The 20,196-nt window shown below is 58.9% G+C and carries 19 protein-coding genes; 3 read left to right on the forward strand and 16 right to left on the reverse strand.

Annotated features, from left to right (window positions below):
- Positions 1-2 precede the first annotated feature (2 nt).
- Genes G5380_RS04175 through G5380_RS04185 form a run of 3 tightly spaced genes read left to right on the forward strand, consistent with a single transcriptional unit; the run spans position 3 to position 2,803 of the window.
- Positions 3-617, forward strand: coding sequence for a glutathione S-transferase family protein (locus tag G5380_RS04175; RefSeq protein ID WP_421352410.1), 615 nt, complete (start codon positions 3-5; stop codon positions 615-617).
- Positions 617-2,257: a GNAT family N-acetyltransferase gene (locus G5380_RS04180; RefSeq protein ID WP_421352411.1), complete on the forward strand. Its 1,641-nt coding sequence runs from the start codon at positions 617-619 to the stop codon at positions 2,255-2,257. The genes G5380_RS04175 and G5380_RS04180 overlap by 1 nt, the downstream gene beginning before the upstream one ends.
- 6 nt (positions 2,258-2,263) lie before the next feature.
- Positions 2,264-2,803: a GNAT family N-acetyltransferase gene (locus G5380_RS04185; RefSeq protein ID WP_005344037.1), complete on the forward strand. Its 540-nt coding sequence runs from the start codon at positions 2,264-2,266 to the stop codon at positions 2,801-2,803.
- Positions 2,804-2,899: 96 nt separating this feature from the next.
- Here G5380_RS04185 and G5380_RS04190 read toward each other — a convergent pair whose 3' ends face one another.
- The 16 genes from G5380_RS04190 to G5380_RS04265 all read right to left on the reverse strand — a co-directional run bounded on the left by G5380_RS04190 (position 2,900) and on the right by G5380_RS04265 (position 20,043).
- Positions 2,900-3,313 carry a hypothetical protein gene (locus tag G5380_RS04190; RefSeq protein WP_421352412.1) on the reverse strand — a complete coding sequence of 138 codons (414 nt, stop codon included), beginning with the start codon at positions 3,311-3,313 and terminating at the stop codon, positions 2,900-2,902.
- A 183-nt stretch (positions 3,314-3,496) separates the two neighbouring features.
- Positions 3,497-4,627, reverse strand: a complete 1,131-nt coding sequence (locus G5380_RS04195) for a cupin domain-containing protein (protein ID WP_227341062.1) — start codon at positions 4,625-4,627, stop codon at positions 3,497-3,499.
- Positions 4,628-4,766: 139 nt separating this feature from the next.
- Positions 4,767-6,137 carry an adenylosuccinate lyase gene (gene purB / locus G5380_RS04200; protein ID WP_005334624.1) on the reverse strand — a complete coding sequence of 457 codons (1,371 nt, stop codon included), beginning with the start codon at positions 6,135-6,137 and terminating at the stop codon, positions 4,767-4,769.
- 129 nt (positions 6,138-6,266) lie between these two features.
- The gene (gene hflD, locus G5380_RS04205) at positions 6,267-6,881 is read right to left on the reverse strand and encodes a high frequency lysogenization protein HflD (protein WP_005334622.1); all 615 of its coding nucleotides are present in this window, start codon (positions 6,879-6,881) and stop codon (positions 6,267-6,269) included.
- A gap of 23 nt (positions 6,882-6,904) precedes the next feature.
- Positions 6,905-8,011: a tRNA 2-thiouridine(34) synthase MnmA gene (gene mnmA / locus G5380_RS04210; protein ID WP_005353619.1), complete on the reverse strand. Its 1,107-nt coding sequence runs from the start codon at positions 8,009-8,011 to the stop codon at positions 6,905-6,907.
- Between the two features lie 157 nt (positions 8,012-8,168).
- Positions 8,169-8,666, reverse strand: a complete 498-nt coding sequence (locus tag G5380_RS04215; protein ID WP_421352413.1) for an NUDIX hydrolase — start codon at positions 8,664-8,666, stop codon at positions 8,169-8,171.
- Between the two features lie 84 nt (positions 8,667-8,750).
- On the reverse strand, positions 8,751-9,626 hold the full coding sequence (gene rluE / locus G5380_RS04220; protein ID WP_421352414.1) for a 23S rRNA pseudouridine(2457) synthase RluE: 876 nt from the start codon (positions 9,624-9,626) through the stop codon (positions 8,751-8,753).
- A gap of 104 nt (positions 9,627-9,730) precedes the next feature.
- Positions 9,731-10,498, reverse strand: a complete 768-nt coding sequence (locus tag G5380_RS04225; protein ID WP_421352415.1) for a PTS sugar transporter subunit IIA — start codon at positions 10,496-10,498, stop codon at positions 9,731-9,733.
- Positions 10,498-10,803, reverse strand: coding sequence for a PTS fructose transporter subunit IIB (locus G5380_RS04230; RefSeq protein ID WP_005334611.1), 306 nt, complete (start codon positions 10,801-10,803; stop codon positions 10,498-10,500). Before G5380_RS04230 ends, G5380_RS04225 begins: the two co-directional genes overlap by 1 nt.
- 218 nt (positions 10,804-11,021) lie before the next feature.
- Positions 11,022-12,428, reverse strand: coding sequence for a hexose-6-phosphate:phosphate antiporter (gene uhpT / locus G5380_RS04235; protein ID WP_005353611.1), 1,407 nt, complete (start codon positions 12,426-12,428; stop codon positions 11,022-11,024).
- 606 nt (positions 12,429-13,034) lie between these two features.
- A complete protein-coding gene (locus tag G5380_RS04240; protein WP_421352416.1) occupies positions 13,035-14,942 on the reverse strand; it encodes a PTS fructose transporter subunit IIABC in 1,908 nt (635 codons plus the stop codon).
- A 535-nt stretch (positions 14,943-15,477) separates the two neighbouring features.
- Positions 15,478-16,254 (reverse strand): phosphotransferase family protein, encoded by a 777-nt coding sequence (locus G5380_RS04245; protein ID WP_421252424.1) that lies wholly within the window; start codon positions 16,252-16,254, stop codon positions 15,478-15,480.
- 11 nt (positions 16,255-16,265) lie between these two features.
- Complete coding sequence (locus G5380_RS04250) at positions 16,266-16,781, reverse strand: AAA family ATPase (protein WP_421252423.1); 516 nt, start codon at positions 16,779-16,781, stop codon at positions 16,266-16,268.
- A gap of 177 nt (positions 16,782-16,958) precedes the next feature.
- Positions 16,959-17,756: a hypothetical protein gene (locus G5380_RS04255; protein ID WP_421352417.1), complete on the reverse strand. Its 798-nt coding sequence runs from the start codon at positions 17,754-17,756 to the stop codon at positions 16,959-16,961.
- Between the two features lie 682 nt (positions 17,757-18,438).
- Entirely contained in the window at positions 18,439-18,702 is a 264-nt protein-coding gene (locus G5380_RS04260) for a hypothetical protein (RefSeq protein ID WP_421252421.1), read from the reverse strand.
- Positions 18,703-19,005: 303 nt separating this feature from the next.
- On the reverse strand, positions 19,006-20,043 hold the full coding sequence (locus G5380_RS04265; RefSeq protein ID WP_005344074.1) for a Mal regulon transcriptional regulator MalI: 1,038 nt from the start codon (positions 20,041-20,043) through the stop codon (positions 19,006-19,008).
- Positions 20,044-20,196: the final 153 nt, after the last annotated feature.

Here is a 20,196-nt window from a genome sequence, read left to right on the forward strand (position 1 = left end):
GTATGCGTCTGTATGGTGATCTGCGTTCCGGCAACTGTTACAAGGTGTGGCTGCTGGCTCGCTGGCTGGAGCTGCCCCTTGAGTGGGTAGAGGTCGATATTCAGGCGGGGGATACCCATACCCCCGCATTTCTGGCCATGAACCCCAACGGCAAGATCCCGGTGCTGGAGATTGGCCAGGGCGATACGCTGGCGGAATCCAATGCCATCCTCTTCTATCTGGCGCAGGGCTCGTCTTTGTGGCCAACCGATCCGCGCCAGCAGGCCGAGGTGCTCAAATGGATGTTCTTTGAGCAGTACAGCCATGAGCCCTACATCGCGGTGGCCCGCTTTATCGTTCACTATCTCGGCCGACCCGAGTCGCAGGAGGCGCGGCTCGACGGTCTGAAAGCCGGTGGCGAGAAGGCGCTGGCGGTAATGGAGCAGCAGCTGAAACAGAGCCCCTACCTGTGCGGTGATGCGCCGACCATCGCCGATATCGCCCTTTATGCCTACACCCACGTGGCAGAGGAGGGGATCTTCTCCCTGCAGGGGTGGCCCGCTATCCGTAGCTGGATCGCCCGTATCGAAGCCCATCCCCGCCATCAGACGCTGCCAGCGGCCTGTCAGGCCAGCTGATGGAATTGCTGATCGAGGCCAGTCTGTGGCAACCGCAGTGGGCTGCGCTGTTGCTGCACTGGCAGCAGCAAGGTCATCGCTGGCAGCTGCTGCTGGGCAAAGAGGCGGCCGCCGCCCTCGATCAAACCGATGCTCCCTGGGCGAGCAGTCCTCCTGACGGGGTGCTCTGCCCGGGGGCTCTGCTGGCTGCCTGGCTCGATGGCGATCTGCTGGCGGATTTTCATGTTGATCCCAGCCGCCAGATCCTGATCAGCGCCTCCACCTCGCTACTGACCCTCGCCAAGGAGCAGGGGCTGCTCACCCTTGGCCCGGTGGGGGCTGACCTGCCGCTCACCGCCGGGGCTGATTTGGGCGCCGTGCTCAATCGCCTACTAGCGCGCCGCGTAACGGTGCCGACCCTGGCTAAGAGGCATTTGCTATCAGGTGTCGTATTGCGACCACTGCAGGCCGCCGATGAGCGCGAGATAGTGCGCTACTGCAGCGACGAGGCGCTGGCCCGCTACACCCTCAATATTCCTCACCCCTATCCACCGGAAGGGGCCCGCGACTGGCTGGCCCTTTGCTGGCGCAGAGCGGCGCTTGGGCTTGGCTGGAGCTGGGCCATCACCTTGCCAGAGGAGCAAGGTGTGGCGCTGGTCGGGGTGATCTCCTTGCACTGGAATGGCGAGCTCGCCTGGTGGGTGGGCGTGCCCTGGCAAAATCGCGGTCTGGCGACCCGGGCTGCCAGCTTGGTCAAGGGGTTCGCCTTTGACCAACTGCAACTGCCTGCGCTGACGGCTCGCCATATGCCAGACAATTTAGCCTCCGGCCGGGTGATGGCAAAAGTGGGGATGCACTATCGCGGGCGGCGCCAGCTCAGCGGTCGTCAACCGTGCGAGGTGAGCTACTGGCGGCTGGATCGCGCTCCCTCCTTGCCCAGCCCCTTGCCCGAGGAAATTGCCCGCTGGCTGGCAGATGAGCGGATCGCCGTGGTGATCCTGCGCGATCCTGTAACGTTGGATCGGCAGAGTACCAACGGCAAGCTGGCTATCTCGCTCTTTGTGGATGAGAGGGGCGCGGGGGAGATGCCCTGTTTTCTGCGCTGCCCGCCGCATCTTGAGAGGTTGCTGGCGCTGCACTGTTATCCTGTTGAGCTGCTGGAGCAGGCAGATCCGGATCAGCTTCATCATCTGGGGGGCGTGCTGCTCAAGGATCGGGATGAGCAGGGGCTGGCATGGCTGCTGCAACTGGCCGCCCTGCAGCGTCAGGGGCCAGAGCTGCTCAGCCGCGAGGAGCGTGTATCACGGCTCCACTGGTTCAACCAATTGATGGCGCAGGCGCTGGGAGGCAACGGTGACTCGTCGCAGATACGCTATCAACAGTTACGGCTGCTGGTGGAGCTGCCGGAGCTAGTCGATGAGCTGGATGGCTGCTGGCATCAAACGCCCGAGCTGACCTTTGCGCGGCTGGCGCAGGAGGCTCCCACCCTCTGGCTGGCCTACCGCGAGGCGATGAACAAGGTCACCCCGGCGACGCTAACCGTCTTGCAGCAGCAGTGTGCAGCTCGTTTTCCTGAGTGCACCCTCCCATTTTTGGACAAAGGTACTCAGAATGACCAGCCGTTGTGTGGAATAATGCCCGCTCTGCTGTACGAGGAGTAATACCTGATGTTGAGAACCGAGCGCCCCGGTGACATGCTGCCGGTCTATGAGCTGCTGAGTGCCGCCTTCGGTCGTTCCGATGAGGCCGAACTGGTCAACCGCCTGCGCGAATGTGGCGCTGCCGTGGTGACCATGGTCGAAGAGGAAGAGTACGAGTTCATGGGGCACCTGATGCTAAGCCCGATCACCATTAACGGCATGGAAGGTCCCTGGCTCGGTCTGGCGCCGGTCGCGGTTCATCCCGACTGGCAAGGTCAGGGGATTGGCTCTGATCTCATCCGTGAAGGGCTTGATACGGCGCTCGAGATGGACTGGAAAGGGGTGGTAGTACTCGGGGATCCGGCCTATTACAGCCGTTTCGGTTTCCGCCCGGCCAGCGAGTTTGGCCTGCACTGCATCTATGAGGTGCCTGCCGACTGCTTTATGGCGATGGAGCTGCAGGAGCGCGGTTTTGCGGGTGTGCAGGGTGAGGTGCTCTATCACCCCCTGTTTGATGAACTCCCCGACGAGCTGCCGGACGCGCAGGCAGAAGTGTCCCATTTATAGCGAGACGTCGCAGCGACAAGCCATAGCGAAAAAGCCCTCAGCGAGGGCTTTTTCATCTTGTATTGGTTCCTGCCGGGCTTATTCGAGCAAATTGGCTCAGGCAATAATATCGAGCTGGGTACCCTTGCGATTATCTTCACCCACCATGTCACCCATCTGCTGGGCGAGCGGGCTCTGCTGGAATTGCATGTAGTCGCTGAGATTCTGCTGGCGCTGGTAGCGATTCGCTGCCTGATACATATCAGCCGTGTTCGGGCCCGATTTGCTGTCGCTCTCCTGACCGCTGGCCTCCAGGTAGCGCTCCACCACGGCTTTATCTTGCTGGTTAGCCGTATAAGAGACCGCCAGGGTTCTGCGAGCCGTTGCTTTCTCTTCGCTCTGTGCCTGCAAGTAATCCTTCTTGGCCAGTGCTTCGTTACGGGCCTGACTGACCTGCTCGGGTGTGACAGCGGGAGAGGAGGGGTATTTGCCGTAATCGGGCAGCGGCATGGGCCGGGAGGTGATTTGCATGGTGGCGCTTCTCTTGTGAACAGGGATGGACGCATGATACCCATCTATGTTAGCTCAATAAATCACCACTTGTCGGTTCATCAAGAGTGGGTTCAGCTTCGCGCATCGATGGTTAATTGAACCGCCTCTGAGTGACAAAAAAGGCGCCATAAGGCGCCTTTTTATCCTTCGCTAACTGCTGGATCAGTTGAAGAACCAGTAACCACGGTTGACCAGACGGGTCAGCAGTTGCAGGAAACCGGCCTGATCGGCCAGCTCCACCATGTCGGCTTGAGTGATGATGTCTTTGTCACACAAGAGCGAAATGGCTGCCGCGTCTTCGCTCTGCAGCGTCCAGGCTTCGCCGTCGATGAAGCATTGCTGGCTCTCGCCGCTAAACCAGACGGTGCGCAGACCCGGCACCTTGATGGCTGGCTCGCCCTGGGTCAGCAGGTCGGCTACCTCCTCGGCGCTATAGTCCGGCTCGACCGGATTGACGTCCAGATCGTGCTTGGCCTCGGAGATCATGGTGCCGAACCACTCCTTGAACAGGGTCTCGTCATCGAGGGCCTGTTGCATCAGCTCGCGCAGACGGTGCAGCTCGTGGGGCTGGATCTCGCCGTGACGGGCGCGGGGCTTGAGGTCGGCATCGCCGTAACGCTCGGTACGCACCTCGTTGTCGATCAGGTGATCGGCAAAGGAGGAGATAAGCGCCTTGGCATCCGGCGCGCGGAAACCCACCGAGAAGTTCATGGAGGGCTCGATGGCGTAGCCTTCGTGGGGGAATCCGGGCGGAATGTAGAGGATGTCGCCCGGCTCCATGATGACGTCGATGATCGCCTCGAACGGCTCGCAGTGCAGCAGGGCGGCGTGGGCTGCAAACTCGTTGAGCGGCTTGGCATCGCCAACCCGCCAGTGGCGTTTGCCCAGACCCTGGGTGATGAACACGTCGTAGTTGTCGATGTGGGGGCCGACACCCGCATGGGGGGTGGAGAAGCTCACCATCACATCGTCAAAGCGCCAGCCCGGAATGAACTGGAACGGCACGGCCAGCTCGTTCACCTCGGGAGCCCAGTGGTTGCAAGCCTGTACCAGAATGGTCCAGTTCTCTTCGCCCAGATGGTCATAGGATTCGAAGGGACCGTGGGCCGCATCCCACTTGCCGTCGAAACGGGTGACGAGGCGGGACTCTACCACATCTTCCATGGCCAGACCCGCCAGCTCGTCCGGGCTGATGGGATCCTGAAAGTCCTTGAAGCCCCCCTTGATAAGGAGCGGGCGCTTCTGCCAGTAGTGCTCAAGGAAGTGAGCGATATCCAGATTGAGTTCGTACATGCTGTTTCTCGTGTCTCGCAAAGAGGTTTTGCCCAAGGCAGGCTTGGGAAAAGCCACTCGGGATCCTGCCGTGGCAGGGAAAATAACAGGGGCCCTGTGGCATATCGTGCACAGGGCCCCTTCGTCACAACCGGTTGGCTTACTTCAGCAGATCAACCAGACGCTGGGCGTCACCGATATAGTTGGCCGGGGTCAGCTTCTTCAGCTCGACCTTGACCGCTTCCGGCAACTCAAGGGTGTCGATAAAAGTACGCATCCCTTCGGCATCGACGCGGCGACCACGGGTCAGCTCCTTGAGCTTCTCGTAGGGCTTCTCGATACCGTAGCGGCGCATCACGGTCTGGATCGGCTCGGCCAGCACTTCCCAGTTGGCATCCAGATCGGCGGCCATGGCGGCGTCGTTGGCTTCCAGCTTGGAAATACCCTTGAGGGTCGCCTGATAGGCAATCAGGGAGTAACCCACCGCCACACCCAGGTTGCGCAGCACGGTCGAGTCGGTCAGATCACGCTGCCAGCGGGAGATAGGCAGCTTGCTCGCCAGATGCTGGAACACAGCGTTGGCCAGACCCAGATTGCCTTCGGAGTTCTCGAAGTCGATGGGGTTGACCTTGTGCGGCATGGTGGAGGAGCCGATTTCCCCCGCGATGGTGCGCTGCTTGAAGTGACCCAGGGAGATGTAACCCCACACATCGCGGTCGAAGTCGATCAGGATGGTGTTGAAGCGGGCCATGGCATCGAACAGCTCGGCGATATAGTCGTGCGGCTCGATCTGGGTGGTGTAGGGGTTCCAGGTCAGGCCCAGAGAGGTCACGAACTCCTCGGAGAACTGGTGCCAGTCCACATCCGGGTAGGCGCTGAGGTGGGCGTTGTAGTTGCCGACTGCACCGTTGATCTTGCCGAGGATCTCCACCGCCATGATCTGCTTGAACTGGCGCTCAAGACGGTAGGCGACGTTGGCCATCTCCTTGCCCATGGTGCTCGGGGTGGCAGGCTGACCGTGGGTGCGGGAGAGCAGCGGCATGTCACGATACTCGTGAGCCAGACGCTTGAGCTCGCTGATCAGCTTTTCGCAATAAGGCTTGATGACCTCTTCGCGGGCAGTTTTCAGCATCAGACCGTGGGAGTTGTTGTTGATGTCTTCCGAGGTGCAGGCGAAGTGGATGAACTCGCTGACAGCCGCCAGCTCCGGGTTCACTTCGACTTTCTCTTTGAGGAAGTACTCCACCGCTTTCACATCATGGTTGGTGGTGCGCTCGATCTGTTTGATACGGGCGGCGTCACTCTCGTTGAAGTTGCTGACGATGCCGTCGAGCAGGGCATTCGCGGCCGCGCTCAGGGCAGGGACTTCCGGGATCCCGGCGTGGCTGGCCAGTTTTTGCAACCAGCGAACCTCGACTTCAACGCGAAAACGCAGCAGGCCGAATTCGGAGAAGATAGGGCGCAGGGCATCGGCCTTGTCGCCATAACGACCGTCAATCGGGGAAACAGCAGTCAGCGCGGACAGCTCCATGGGGTGAACTCCTGATGATTTGTGTGGGGGATCCGTATCCACTCGCGCGTGGGGCTGAGTCGTCGTCAGGGCGGATGTGCGGCTGTTCACCCTGATGTTGACCTCGCTTGCCCGCGCGCGAGCCGATGATTAGTAACGTTTGGCCAGCTCCACCATCTTCTTGCGAGCGAAGATGATCTGGGTGCGGCTGCCACCGAGCTGACGCCACAGCACGCAGGCACGAATGCCAGCCAGCAGCAGGGCGCGCACCTTGTGCTGCACCAGCGGTTGCTGCAGGAACAGCGGGGTACCCGCCACCTGGATGCGCGGCCCGATGGGGCTGATAAGATCGCTGTAGATGCTCGCCATGTTGGCCAAAATCTGCTCGTCGAGCAGATCGAAGTGCTGTTGCTGGCGGCCAATCTGGCTGATCCGCTCACCCAGCATATTGAGAATGTCCTTGCGCTTGGCCAGCTTGCGCTCCAGTGCAATCAGGCTCACCACATAGCGGGTCAGCTCGGCATTCTTCTGGCTGCCGTCGGCACCCAGCTGCTCGACCAGCGCACGGTAGCCGTCGCGAATGGCCAGATGGGTGTTGTTGAACACCTCGAGCGGCTGGCTCGGGTTGGTCACCAGAATGCTGGAGAGGCTCTCGCGCAGGGCGGCCTCGTCACAGCTGCCGTCTCGGGCCACCTTCTGCACCAGATACGCGGCCTGGCAGATGCCGGCAAAGGCCATTGTTCTGTCTTGGAATTTATCGCTCACGTCTGCTGCCTTCTGTTAAGGATTCAAACCGGATGGCTGAAACGTTGTTCGATGATGCCGCCGCCCAGACACACTTCCCCGTCATAGAAGACGGCGGATTGGCCCGGGGTCACCGCAGCCTGTTTCTCGTCGAAGATGACCCGGATGGTCTCGTCGTCGATGGGCTGGATCAGGCAGGGGATATCCTGCTGGCGGTAGCGGGTCTTGACGGTGCAGCGACGCGGCTCGCGAATGGGGGTGCGATCCACCCAGTGCAACTGGCTGGCAATCAGGCCATCGGAGTAGAGGCGGGGATGTTCGCCCTGCGCCACCACCAGCACGTTGCGCTCGACCTCTTTGTCGACCACATACCAGGCCTCTTCGGTGGCATCTTTGCGACCACCGATGCCGAGCCCCTTGCGCTGGCCCAGGGTGTGATACATCAGACCCTGATGCTCGCCGATCACCTTGCCATCCACGGTCTCGATTTTACCGGGCTGGGCGGGTAGGAACTTGGCCAGGAAGTCCTTGAACTTGCGCTCGCCGATAAAGCAGATGCCGGTGGAGTCTTTCTTCTTGGCGGTAATGAGATCCAGCTGCTCGGCGATGCGGCGCACCTCGGGCTTCTCCAGATCGCCAACCGGGAACAGGCTCTGACCCACTTGCTTCTCGCTCAGGGTATAGAGGAAGTAGCTCTGATCCTTGTTGGTATCGAGACCGCGCAGCAGGCGCGGGCGGCCGGTGCTGTCGTCACGGCGCACATAGTGGCCGGTGGCGATGTAGGTGGCACCCAGCTCTTCGGCGGCAAATTCGAGGAACGCCTTGAACTTGATCTCCTTGTTGCAAAGGATATCCGGGTTTGGCGTGCGGCCAGCCTTGTACTCTTCGAGGAAGTGCTCGAACACATTGTCCCAGTACTCGGCCGCGAAGTTGATGGTGTGGAGTTTCATCCCCAGCTTGTCGCAGACGGCCTTGGCATCAGCCAAATCCTGGGCGGCAGAGCAGTACTCGTCCGTGTCGTCTTCTTCCCAGTTCTTCATGAACAAGCCTTCGACCTGATAGCCCTGCTGCTGGAGCAGGTAGGCCGAGACGGAAGAATCCACGCCGCCGGACATGCCGACGATCACCTTGATTTGGCTGTTGTCTGTCATTAGTCGAAGTTACCAGTTCGTTTAAACGGGGCGTATTCTACCAGAGTTTTGCGCCCCCGGTCACATATCCATGCCGCAGTTCCTATCAGGAGCCTGATAGCAGGAAATCGTTTTTCTGTTGTTGGCCTTTGTCACCGAAAAAGAGTGTCAAATGGCCTTAGATAAAGGCCTTGAGTGCCGAGAGTGGCAGCCGTGTCCCCGCCAGATAATCCTGAATGCACTGCCATACCAAGGGGCTGCGCAGGGCCGGTTTGCATTCCGCTATTTCTTCCAGAGTGAGCCAGTGGCAGGCGAGGATGTCGCCATCAGGATCCTCTGGATGGTGCTGACCGGGCGCTTTTTCAAGGTCGAAGATGATGGCGGTGCGCACATAGGTGGCCTCGCTGTCGGCCGGTTTGTAGAGATAGGTGCCAAGCCAGGCGGTAGGCGTGGCGGTCAGCCCCGTCTCCTCTTTCAGCTCGCGGCAGGCGGCGGTGAGCAGATCTTCACCGGCCTCCACATGACCGGCGGGCTGGTTGAAGCGGCGCTGGCCTTTTATCTCCTCTTCAACCACCAGAAAGCGGCCCTGCCACTGCACCAGCGCGGCGACCGTCAATCTGGCCTGCATGCGCTCGTGTGGCGTTTTCTCCTGCGATGCAGGAAGGTTATCGCTCATAAGGACTCCTTGTCTCGTTACCGGTTTGGCCCCGGCCGAAGCGGGGGCTCGATTCAGCGTGTTCGATTGCCTGCGGGTTGCGCGTTATTCCGAGGGCTTGCTACGGGCCGGTCGGCGCGCGGTGCCACGGCCGCCGCTGCGATTGGCCGGGCGCGGGTTCGTGTCACGGTTGTCGCGCCCCTGGCCCTGACCATGGGGGCTTCGGGTCGGTTGGGCAGCGCGCGGATTGCTGCTGCCTGAGCCCTGACTGCGCGGTTTGTTGGGTGCCTGTGCCCTGCGCGGGGCGGGCGCCAACTCGGGGGCGGGCAGGCTGCGGCTCTCGCCGGGTGCCAGACCATCGAGGGTCCAGTCACCGATGGCGTAGCGAATAAGGCGCAAGGTGGGGTGGCCGATATGGGCGGTCATCCGCCGCACCTGCCGGTTGCGTCCCTCGATGATTTTGATCTCCAGCCAGCTGGTGGGGATCTCCTTGCGCTCGCGGATCGGCGGATTGCGCGGCCACACCGCAGGTTCATCCATAATGCGCGCACCGGCGGGCAGGGTCATGCCGTCATTGAGCTCCACACCGGCGCGCAGGGCGGCCAGTTTCTCCTCGCTCGGGATGCCTTCCACCTGCACCCAGTAGGTCTTGGGGGTCTTTTCCCCAGGCTGGGTGAGACGCGCCTGCAGCTTGCCATCGTTGGTGAGCAGCAGCAGCCCCTCGCTGTCGCGATCGAGCCGCCCTGCGGCATAGATGCCGGGCTCTTTGATGTAATCCTTGAGGGTCTCGCGGCCCGCCTCGTCGGTGAACTGGCAGAGCACCATATAGGGCTTGTTCAGCAGGAGCAATTTGCGAGCCTCTGGGGCCAGCTCCGGTTTGCGAGGGGATGCATGGCGGGGAGCGGCTGGTTTGGTAGTCGTGCGCGGGGCGTTATCGCGCGGCGCACGGCTGACAGAGAGACGGGAGCGGGGAGATTTCATCGGATACACACTTCAAACAGACGATGGCAGCGAGTGTACCACAGGGTGCTGAGGGCAGGATGAATGGCTGGCGTTACAACAAGCAGCGCCCGGAGCCAATTTGCCTAGCTCAGCAGGCTCTCGATGACGATAGCCTGACGGGCGGGGGCCGAGCCCGCCAACAGCAGGGCGTGGCTGACCACATCGTCGATCATCGCCTGCGCCAGTCGGGTAAGGGGGCGCAGGGTCTCCCGTCCGCTACCAACCGGCACCGCCAGCAGAATAATGGTCTGCACCGGTCCGATTTGAGAGCCCCACTCGATGGGCTCCTTGCAGCTAAGCAGGGCCAGCGTTGGCTGGCTGATCCCTTCGCTCAATACATGGGGCATGGCAAGGCCGGGGCGGATGATGGTGGCCGAGACCTGCTCGCGCCGCTCTACCGCAGCGGTCAGTGTGGCGCGGTCGGTGATCAGCTCGGCGGGCAGCAGACCGATCAGATGCTCGAGGGCCTCGGCCTTGGTCAGCGGTTCGGGGCTGTGGGCCAGCTGGCGCAGGGCAAACTGGTAGTCGGGCAGGGCGTTGGCCAGTCGCAACTCCGCCAGTGCGGCGGTGTGCGGGCGCACCAGCGGTTGACCCAGCTCCCCGCACCAGCAGGTGAAGGCCATGTGGGCGAGCTCGGCATCGCACCCTTCGATCTGCAACTGGCAGAGATCGCCGGGTTGGGTGGCGAGGGTCAACAGGGAGAGCTGGTTGCTGGCGGCAACGGTCTGGCGCCGGGTGAGGTTGGCGCAGTGGATGGTGGATTTGAACATCCCCGCCAGCCGGTTCAACTGCTTGGCCTGGGTGATGCTCAACCCCTGCTGGCAGTAGAAGGTAATTTCGCGGGTCAGCATCAGGCCGGGATCGGCAGGGCCTTGAGTACGGCGTTGGCATCCAGCAGCACGGTTTCCAGTCTCACCTGATGGATGGTGCAGCCGAGGAAGCGCTCTTTCTGCTCAATCTCGATATCGGAGGCAATCAGCACCAGGTCGGCGCTGGCAATATCGCGGGCGGTCAGCATGTTCTCCATGCCCATGGCGCCCTGAGTTTCGACCTTGATCTTGAGTCCCAGCCCAGTGGCGGCTTTTTGCAGGGCATCGGCAGCCATATAGGTATGGGCAATACCGGTCGGGCAAGCGGTGACGGCGACGATCTTCATCTGCTCTCTGTGATGCTGACAAGGGGGAGCAACAAGATAGCGCCAGCGGGGGGCTTTTACCAAAAGTCCATATGAAAAGTGGGATCTTGATGGGGATATGCCCGTCCCTTGAACGGCAATGCAGGCTGATATGGGCTAGTTGGGAGTGGGGTTTCCCCAAAAAACAAGGGCCACCCCTGTGGGTGGCCCTGAACAATCTGCGTCTGTTGTTATGGCTATCAGGCGGTCTGGGCGGCCAGCTCGGCGGCTTTCAGTTCGCGCTTGATGCGGCGGATCTTGCGCTCCTCGGCGACCGCGACACAACCCATCAGCACCAGACAGGCGGCGGCTGCGATATCCAGCGCCGCGAAGGTGCCGGTCCAGCCGGTCAAACCGAAGATGGGGGTGCCATCGGCGATCATGCCCAGACCCAGTTTGGCGAAGCTGTCACCAATCAGGTAAGCAAAGGTGCCCTTGACGCCATCGGCCACGCTGATGCCCTGCTTGGGGACGAAGCCCACGGCGGCGACGCCGATCAGCAGCTGCGGACCAAACACCAGGAAGCCTAGGGTGAACAGGGAGCCCAGGAACATAAACTGGGTGGTGGCGTGCTGGTAGAGACCCAGGGTGGCGATGATCAGCGCCAGCGCCACGCAAGCCACCAGACCACGACGGCCATTGGCCAGGTCGGAGAGGTAACCCCACATCAGGGTGCCGACCAGTGCGCCCACTTCGAAGAAGGTAAAGCCCTGAATAGCCACGTCTTTGGAGAAGCCCAGCTCCTGGTGGGCATAGACGGTGGACCACTGGTCGATACCGATACGCACTACGTAGAGGAAGATGTTGGCAAAGCAGAGCAGCCAGATCACCTTGTTGAGCAGCACGTACTTCACGAAGATCTGCCACTTGGTCAGCTGCTGCTCCTCGGTAGCGATATCCTCTTCGCTCGCCACTTCGTCAAACAGCTCTTCCACCTTGCCCAGGCCATAGGCTTCCGGCGAATCGCTACCAAAGCGCAGGCCGATAAAACCGACGATCAGCGCGATGATGGAGGGGAAGATAAACATGCCGAGCACGTTGCCATCGAACAGGTAGTTGGCACCGAACAGCGCCACACCGGCCGCACCAGCACCGCCCACGTTGTGGGAGAGGTTCCACATGCCCAGATAGGTGCCGCGCTTGTTGCGAGGGGTCCACTTGGTGATGGTGGAGTAGCTGCACGAGCCACCACAGCTCTGGAAGAAACCGCTCAGGGCATAGAAGAAGATCATGAAGTAGAGGCTGAAACCGGTGCCGCCCATGCTGGCACTGAAGCCCAGCATGCAGAGCGCGGAGAGGATCAGCATCAGCGGCAGGAACTGCTTGGTGTTCTTGCCATCGGCGTAGTAGGAGACGATGGTCTTGCCAACCCCGTAGGTGATGGAGAAGCCAAGGCCGATCATGCCAAGCTCGGTCATGGAGAGACCGTACTCCTGGATCATGTCATTTTGCGCAATGTTGAAGTTCTTGCGGATCAGATACATGGTCAAATAGCCAATAAATACAACCAGATAAGATTGCATAAACGGCTTGAACCAGAGCTTGCGCCGGGCTTCGACCGGCAGGTCGAGGGTGGGGACCCGGACCTGTTGGAGCAATTTCAACATCTTCGTTCATCCTCTGCGAGATAGACGGTATTTCCGCCGCGCCCCTCATTTGTAGATAGGTTGTTCGAGGTCACGCCACGGAAGGGGGAACGGAACGTCGGGGCTGTCAGCCGTTGCTGCGCTCGACGCTCCATCCATATAAACCCGGGCCCGGCACGGGATGACGGGGCGCATTGCCCGTCGCGGTGCGGGTCACGACATCAGGTGGGGTGACTCTAATAAGAGGGGCAAAAAATGGCTTGAGAGCCATCCCTAGTGGGGCTAGGAAATTTTCCTAGTTTTTGCGCTTTCGCGGACAAAGCGTGAGAAACATCACACCGCTGACGCCGGATTGCTGCCATTTCAGCCAGTTTGGCGCTCTGTGTGAGTGCTGGGCTGGGCTGGGCTGGGCTGGGCTGAGCTGAGGAGGTGGGATGGATAGGCCAGAAGGGAGCAAGGGAAAGGCAAGGAGAGAGGTGAAGGGAGAGACTAGTAAGAGTGCTTATCGACCACTATTTCTCGGGGGGCGATATTGGGAAATACGGCCCGCCAGCCATCCCAAAAACAAGAGGCCACCCCGTGGGGTGGCCTCTTTTATGGTCTAGGAGCCTCGATGGCGAGAGGGACTCAGGCCGCCTTGGCCAGAGTTACCTCATCACTCTTTTTGACCCGCAGCTTTTTCAGGGCAACCGCGACCACGCCGGTGACGATGGCACCGCAGATCATGCAGAGCAGGGCCAGCAGCGGCTTGTTGACGGCACCCAGCAGGGCCACGATGGGGCCACCGTGGGCGACGCTGTTGGTGATGCCGAACAGGAAGGCCATCACAGCGGCGGTCATGCTGCCCAGCACGTTGGCCGGAATCACGGCCAGCGGGTCACGGGCGGCGAACGGAATCGCCCCTTCGGAGATACCCACCAGACCCATGGCGCCAGCGGCTTTGCCCGCTTCGATCTCGGACTCGTCGAAGATGCCTAGCTTGCGACCGAGTACGGTAGCCAGCGACATACCAAGGGGAGCGGCCGGGATGGCGCAGGCCATGGCACCCATAAACTGGGTCTGACCGGAGGCGATCATGCCGACGGAGAAGAGGAAGGCCACCTTGTTGACCGGGCCACCCATATCAAAGCCGGCCATACCACCCAGCACGATACCCAGCAGCACCAGACTGCCACCGCTCATGGAGAGCAGCATGGCGTTGAGGCCAGTCATCATGTCGGCAATCGGGGCGCCGATGATGAAGATGAATACCGCAGCGATAAACAGGGAACCGACGATGGGGGCGATCAGGATCGGCACCAGCGGCTGCACCATCTTGTGGTACTGGCGAGTGGCAATCCAGCGCACCAGATAGCCGACCAACAGGCCCGCGATGATGGCACCGATAAAGCCGGTACCTGCGTCAGCGCCGTAGAAACTGCCGTTGTTGGCGATCCAGCCACCGATAAAGCCCGGTGCCAGCGCCGGACGGTCACCGATGGCGTAGGCGATATAGCCGGCCAGAATGGGGATCATCAGGGTGAAGGCGGCCACGCCCACGTTGAGGATCTGGTTCCACATGCTCCCTTCCGGGATCTGCATGCCGCTCGGGGTCGGATTGCCGCCGATGGCCAGTGCCAGCGCAATCAACAGACCGCCGGTCACCACGAACGGGATCATGTGAGAGACGCCGTTCATCAGGTAGCGATAGAGATCGGAACTGCCGCCCGCGCTCTTCTCTTCACCTTTTTTATCTTCTTTGCCAGCCACATAGGCGGGGGCTTTCAGGGCCTGCTCAATCAGACCCTTGCCATCCTTGATGGGGGCCTTGACGCCGGTTTTGATCAGCGGCTTGCCAGCGAAGCGGGCCATGTCCACCTGCTTGTCACAGGCGACCACGATGGCGGTGGCGCGGGCGATCTCGTCGGCGGTCGGGCTGTTCTTGACGCCGATGGAGCCGTTGGTCTCCACCTTCACCTCATAACCCAGCTCCTTGGCGGCGCGCTCCAGCGACTCGGCCGCCAGATAGGTGTGGGCGATACCGGCCGGGCAGCCGGTGACGCCGATGATAAAGCCTTTGCTGGTGGTCGGGGCCGCGCTCTGCTCCTCTTTCTTGGCCAGCAGCAGCGCCAGCGCATCGGCCGGAGTTTTCGCCGCCAGCAGCTTGGCGATAAAGCCCTCTTCGATCAGCTTGCCGGAGAGCTCGGCCAGCACCTCGATATGGTGGTTGGCGCCGCCATCGGGGGAGGCGATCATAAAGAAAATATGGGACGGCTTGCCATCTTCGGCGCCGTAGTCGATGCCGTTGCGGCTGATGCCGATGGCGACCGCCGGATTGCACACAGCCGCACTCTTGGCGTGGGGCAGGGCCACGCCCTCTTCAAAGCCGGTGTTACCCAGCTCTTCGCGGGCCCACAGATCCTTGATAAAGGCCTGCTCGTTGCTGACTTTGCCTTGCGACGCCAGCAGGCGGGCCATTTCGGTGAAGACCTCTTCCTTACGCGTCGCTTTCAAATCGAGGTTGATCAGATGTTCATTGATCAAGGTGGTGATCATGGCGCTCTCCCCGCTTCCGGTGACGGAAGCTATGCGTGAGTACGTATCGACGTACTGGATAAAAATGACCTGTTCATTATCGTGGCTCGCTCGCCCCCTCCCTATCGGACAAATGTGCTAATCACTGGATTTTTGTGCGCAGCAAAACGCGATGTGATGAAGATCCCGTTTTCAGGCAGGACTCACCATTTTCAGGTTATTGCTAATTTTGTCTTTAAAAACAAATAAATGGATTGTGAATGGTCTCGTAATCAGGTTTGTAATGCATCATGTCAATAAATTAATCACCAGCGGGGTCTGGATTTATATGTGGTTTTAAGGCGTTATAAGATGTGACCTTTCTCACAAAAAGTCGCAGTTTCGTCGGGCGGATTAGGATTTTTATGCGCCTGATGGCGGAGGCCAATCGCATTGGCTGGGCGAGCGCAGAGGGGCGTTGTTTGGGAAGAAAGTGTGGTGGCAAGAGAGGGATGGCTGAAAAGAGATAGGTTATAACGCGAACGTCCGAATACGCTCCGCTATTCGAACCTACGGACTACACAATATGCGCCACCGACTCCAGCCAGTTGGGAACTTGTTGCCGATACCACTCCAGATATTGCTGTGCCTGCGGCTTCTCCCTTCTGGTCAGCAGATTGGTGACTTCAATAATCAGCCAGCACTTGGCCATGACGAGATGGCGGAGCAACCGGTCGCCAGAGAGCAGCGAACTGTAGCACAGATAGCGTTCAATGATGGTTTCATATTCAGCCAGCGAACCCATCCGCGGCACCAGCGGGGCCAGATCGATGGCCGGACTGCCATAACCAAATCGCTCCCAGTCAAACAACACCAGCTCACCATTGTCGCGGGTGCCCCAGTTTCCCTCGTTGCTATCGCCCGAAATCAGGTATGACTCCTCGAATAGTTCGTGGCCGACTTGCTGGATATGGCGGATCTTCTCGTTTACCGCTTCCGGCAGGCAGAGTACAGAGAGCGCCTCGTTGGTGTCGGCGAGCGACCAGCCGTGAGTTTTCACCGCAAAGTCGGGCTGATAGTTGGCGTTATGCAGGCAGGCCAGCTGAGCAAAGGTCTGTTCGTTGTGGTGCAGCTGCGTGAGCGTGACCGGATGAGGGATCTGCTCAAGGAACAGGGTCTCCCCTTCGACCTTGAGCAGGGAAGGAGTGTTGAGCCCGCTCAAATGCAGTGCGGCGCGTTGGTAGAAATGGCGCTCGACAGGCGATGCGCAGCTTTTTCTGATACAGGGCTTGCCATCCAGCAGCTGGATATTTACCGAAGCGCCCCCCATTTTCGCCAACTCCTGTTGCGTCATCCTCTACCCCGTTAGCTATGAGTGGTCAGTTGCGTGAGATAGCTATTTACCTCTGTGCGAGTCGTGAAACGGTGCTTGTCGTTTGGGAATCGATCAAACAGCTCTTGATGGAATTGGCGGGAGCTTTTGCCGGCTCGCTGCCCATATTCCGATGCCCACACCAGCAGTTGTTGAAAGCTCTCTTCGGCTGCCACTGCATCCCGTTGCCTGGCACTTTGTGATCCGCGCGATAGCAGTGAATCACGGCATACCGACCAGTCGAGATCCAGAAAAAGCAGGGTATCGGCGGCATCAAGCAGTTGCTCGGCCAAGGCGCCAAATACCCCTTCGACCACCCATGAGGGCTCTTGAGCAAGTGTTTGGATGGCATGGTCAATCTCATGCTGAGACCGTTTTTGGTTAAAGCCGCCCGGCTGCCAGACAATGGGGTCCAGATTGACCTCGCGGATAGTTAACGCCTCAGCCAATCGAGCCGCCAACCAGCTTTTGCCCGATCCCGAGTTGCCAATAATCAGAATTCGTTTCATCTATGAGTGCTCTTTTCTGGAACAGATATCTGGAGACTGGAAAGTAGAGGTGCAATCAACGTAGTGAATTGACAGCTTATTCGGTTGGAACGAATACAGAGCGGAAGGTAGAGTTTATTACGCGAATATCAGAATATGCTCCGATATTGGAAAAACATTCCTTGAGCAACAAGGTCGTTATACAGTCCAATCTACCAAGTGTTCAGCATTCAATATAACATTTTTCACTGTAGGCATAAGGATCATCTCTCCAGCAACAATCGTGAAGCTAAATCGGTACTCCTTTTCTGTGGAGAAAGATGGCGGCTTAACAAAAGCCATATCTGAAATTTTTTTCATAAAGTGTTCTATCGTAAAGTCGCTGGCGTCAGATATATGAACCTCACGACTTAAGTAAGATACAGGTTCATGTCGGCAGTAAATTGACAGATTTTCTAATGATATATTTTGATCGACGATGTGATTACCTGAGTGACGTCCGGATAGAATACGTGCACGGAGTAGTTTTGAAAGTTCAATTCCAAGGCTATGAGCTTTTGATGCTGTCATATACCAACAGTCATCGTAATTTGGAAATAGTCCAATAGCATCTCGCTTTTTTCTAACGCGTGATACGCAAAAAATAAATCCGTTAAGAGCTTCTCGATGTATTCTTGCTCGAGTGTCCCGTATCTTGAGTGATTTTTCTGTACGTTCAATAATATGAAGATTCTCTATGGCTGCGCTCATCCGCCCCATGATTCTTGGTTGGTTCTCATCTCCTCCTACACTAATTACTCCCTGTAGGATGAAATTGAACCATTTAGGCTCAATCTCAACTGTTCCGTCAAAATTGAGTACAAAAGAGTATTTACCTTCACCATCATCGACGATTTTATCACTTTCTATATCTCTATACTCATATAACGTACCCAGCTTTATTGTTTTTCCAGTTTTCAAATTGTCTTTTTTGTAGCAGTTTTTTGCTAGAAGCATCCTCATTACTCCGTTTTAAATTTAGGTGAGTATCCCTAGGGTATTTTCACAAGAGAGGTTGTAAATTTGCTGGTTTAATTTTCACAAAGAATTCAATATATCTAAATGCTGTGGGATAGATTAATAAGTTGAAATATGCATGTGATAAGAACTTTTTAAAGGCTATATTTCTATCCCTACCATTAATCACTATGATAATTAATTATCCAACAGTTTACATCGACTTTAACAACCCATTGGAAATGGTGGTAAACATTGTCGTTATTGAAGCCATCCACATTTTGGTTGGCGAATATAAGCGGTGTAGCCTATTGTGCCAGAACTGTAGGTTCGATTAGCGCAGCGTAATCGGACGTTCGCGATGTTTTTCAATATCTCGCTTGTTGGGCTTCGCTTCGCTCTGCACCAACCTACAAACACCACGCTACCGCCCGTGGATTACAGCCTCCAGCCTGCTGCTGTTTTCCGGCGATGTGGTGAATGGCGAAACGGCTGCACAGGGTTATCTCTGCAAGAGTGGTTGCCAAGTGGGGCATATTAATCGAGAGAGGGGCAGGGTAAAACCGCAGTCGGGCAAATACCTGCCAAAGATCAATAAATTACTCACTTAATGGGTGCTATCTATCCGCTTGGTACGGCGACCGCAAGCTGAGCTTTGCCTCTTGTCAGGGGCAGCAGCCACTCAATACTCCAGAAACTTCTCCCCGCAGCGTTCGCAGATCAGATGTTTTACATGGGTGGCCTGATAGGCGAGGGTCTGGCCGAATACCGCATTGGTCAGGCTGCTGGAGCGAAAGGCTTGCCAGAAGGTTTTGCGCGGATCCTTGGGCATGATGTCCTGGCTGTGATCGCGGGCGACCAGCACCACGATATGGCGGGTACGTTCCCTGCATTTATCACAGCGATGGATTTCAGTTGGCGGATTCTGGTCGTGCGGGGTGCTCATAAATGGGCTCGTGAAGAGAGGCTGGCGCCCATCATATTCCTCTCCACTTGGCTCTCAATCTCTCCTTGCTGACGCAGTGAGCAGGTTCACATTTTTGTGCCCCCCTCTTTGTTATTTGCCCGCGCGCCGCAGCCGTGTGCCTCTGGTCGATGCCCGCTTCTGCGGTTTGCTGGTGAGTGGTGATGATATGGCGGGTGGGGCGAGCTCGGGCGCCCAGCCAGCTCAGGCCGACTCCCGTTTCTGCGGTTTGCTGGTGAGCGGTGATGATATGGCGGGTGGGGCGAGCTCGTGCGCCCAGCCAGCTCAGGCCGACTCCCGCTTCTGCAGATTGGGGGTGATGATATGGCGGTTGGGGGCGAGCTCGGGTTGCTGCATCCGGGTCAGCAGCCGCCTTGCCGCCTGACGGCCGATTTCGCGGGCCGGTGAGCTGACGAAAGTGAGAGCGGGGGAGGTGAGTTCGGCCTCCGCCACGTCGTCAAAACCGAGCAGGGCCACCTGCTGGCCGATGTAGTTATCCTTGCCCACGGTGCGGCCGCTCGCCTCGACGCCATAGATGGCGCCGAGCGCCACCTCGGGGTAGTGGCAGAGCACGGCGGTCACCTTGGGGTGCTGGTGCAGCAGCTGGGCGATGGTGTCGGCGGCGCTGCGCTGGGTGCGCTCGCACTCCAGTACCCACTCCGGTTTGAAGGGCAGGCCATATTGCAGCAGGCTGGCGCAGTAGCCGCCGATCCGCTCGGCGCGGGTGAGGGAGTCGGCCCGTCCGCCGACGTAGGCGATATGGCGGTGGCCCTGCTCGATAAGGTAAGTGGTAGCCTGCTTGGCTGCGTGGGTATTGTCGGGGCCGATAAAGTCCACGTCATCCCGATAGTAGGAGCGGGCGGCGCACACCACCGGCAGCTCGGAGTCGAGCAGGGTCTCCAGGGTTTTGGCCGCCGCGCCGCGCACCGGATTGAAGATGATGCCCGCCACCCCCTGCCGTGACAGGGAGTGAATGCTCTGCTGCAGCCGCTCCGGGCTGTGGCCGCACTGGGTCAGAAACAGCAGATAGCCCTGCTGCTCCAGCACCTCGCTCACCCCGGCGGTTACCTCGGTATAGAAGGGGTCGGTGATGTCGCGCAGGATCAGCCCCACCAGATTGGACTGCTGGCTGCGCAGGTTGGCGGCGGCGCTGTTGGGCACGTAGTCGAGCTCTTTTATCGCCTGTTGCACCCGCTCGGCGGTGGCCGGCGAGATGCGCCCCTTGCCGTTGAGCACCATGGAGACGGTGGTGACCGACACTCCCGCCCGCTGGGCGACATCGGTGATCTTGGTGGCTTTGGCAGAGAGGGATTTGGGCGACATAGGGCGAACGGACGACGGACAGTTGAAAGCGAGGCCCCAGCATACCTGCTCAGATGCTCAAGTGAAACGTTACATCACCATCTGGCCGATCCGGCTCACAAATTTGGATCCTGCTGCCAGCCAGCCCCCTTATTCTGTGATCCTGTCGGCACT

The sequence above is a fragment of the Aeromonas sp. 604443 genome (assembly GCF_049170315.1).
GTDB lineage: Bacteria > Pseudomonadota > Gammaproteobacteria > Enterobacterales > Aeromonadaceae > Aeromonas > Aeromonas veronii_A.

Excerpts from the sequence above, each read along its gene's own strand:
- G5380_RS04255 (WP_421352417.1), bottom strand. The coding sequence starts at position 17,756 with ATGCTTCTAGCAAAAAACTGCTACAAAAAAGACAATTTGAAAACTGGA.
- G5380_RS04215 (WP_421352413.1), bottom strand. The coding sequence starts at position 8,666 with ATGAGCGATAACCTTCCTGCATCGCAGGAGAAAACGCCACACGAGCGC.
- G5380_RS04250 (WP_421252423.1), bottom strand. The coding sequence starts at position 16,781 with ATGAAACGAATTCTGATTATTGGCAACTCGGGATCGGGCAAAAGCTGG.
- uhpT (WP_005353611.1), bottom strand. The coding sequence starts at position 12,428 with ATGTTGAAATTGCTCCAACAGGTCCGGGTCCCCACCCTCGACCTGCCG.
- mnmA (WP_005353619.1), bottom strand. The coding sequence starts at position 8,011 with ATGACAGACAACAGCCAAATCAAGGTGATCGTCGGCATGTCCGGCGGC.
- G5380_RS04180 (WP_421352411.1), top strand. The coding sequence starts at position 617 with ATGGAATTGCTGATCGAGGCCAGTCTGTGGCAACCGCAGTGGGCTGCG.
- G5380_RS04195 (WP_227341062.1), bottom strand. The coding sequence starts at position 4,627 with ATGTACGAACTCAATCTGGATATCGCTCACTTCCTTGAGCACTACTGG.
- purB (WP_005334624.1), bottom strand. The coding sequence starts at position 6,137 with ATGGAGCTGTCCGCGCTGACTGCTGTTTCCCCGATTGACGGTCGTTAT.
- G5380_RS04185 (WP_005344037.1), top strand. The coding sequence starts at position 2,264 with ATGTTGAGAACCGAGCGCCCCGGTGACATGCTGCCGGTCTATGAGCTG.
- rluE (WP_421352414.1), bottom strand. The coding sequence starts at position 9,626 with ATGAAATCTCCCCGCTCCCGTCTCTCTGTCAGCCGTGCGCCGCGCGAT.
- G5380_RS04190 (WP_421352412.1), bottom strand. The coding sequence starts at position 3,313 with ATGCAAATCACCTCCCGGCCCATGCCGCTGCCCGATTACGGCAAATAC.
- G5380_RS04225 (WP_421352415.1), bottom strand. The coding sequence starts at position 10,498 with ATGCTGACCCGCGAAATTACCTTCTACTGCCAGCAGGGGTTGAGCATC.
- G5380_RS04260 (WP_421252421.1), bottom strand. The coding sequence starts at position 18,702 with ATGAGCACCCCGCACGACCAGAATCCGCCAACTGAAATCCATCGCTGT.
- G5380_RS04265 (WP_005344074.1), bottom strand. The coding sequence starts at position 20,043 with ATGTCGCCCAAATCCCTCTCTGCCAAAGCCACCAAGATCACCGATGTC.
- G5380_RS04230 (WP_005334611.1), bottom strand. The coding sequence starts at position 10,803 with ATGAAGATCGTCGCCGTCACCGCTTGCCCGACCGGTATTGCCCATACC.
- G5380_RS04245 (WP_421252424.1), bottom strand. The coding sequence starts at position 16,254 with ATGACGCAACAGGAGTTGGCGAAAATGGGGGGCGCTTCGGTAAATATC.
- G5380_RS04175 (WP_421352410.1), top strand. The coding sequence starts at position 3 with ATGCGTCTGTATGGTGATCTGCGTTCCGGCAACTGTTACAAGGTGTGG.
- G5380_RS04240 (WP_421352416.1), bottom strand. The coding sequence starts at position 14,942 with ATGATCACCACCTTGATCAATGAACATCTGATCAACCTCGATTTGAAA.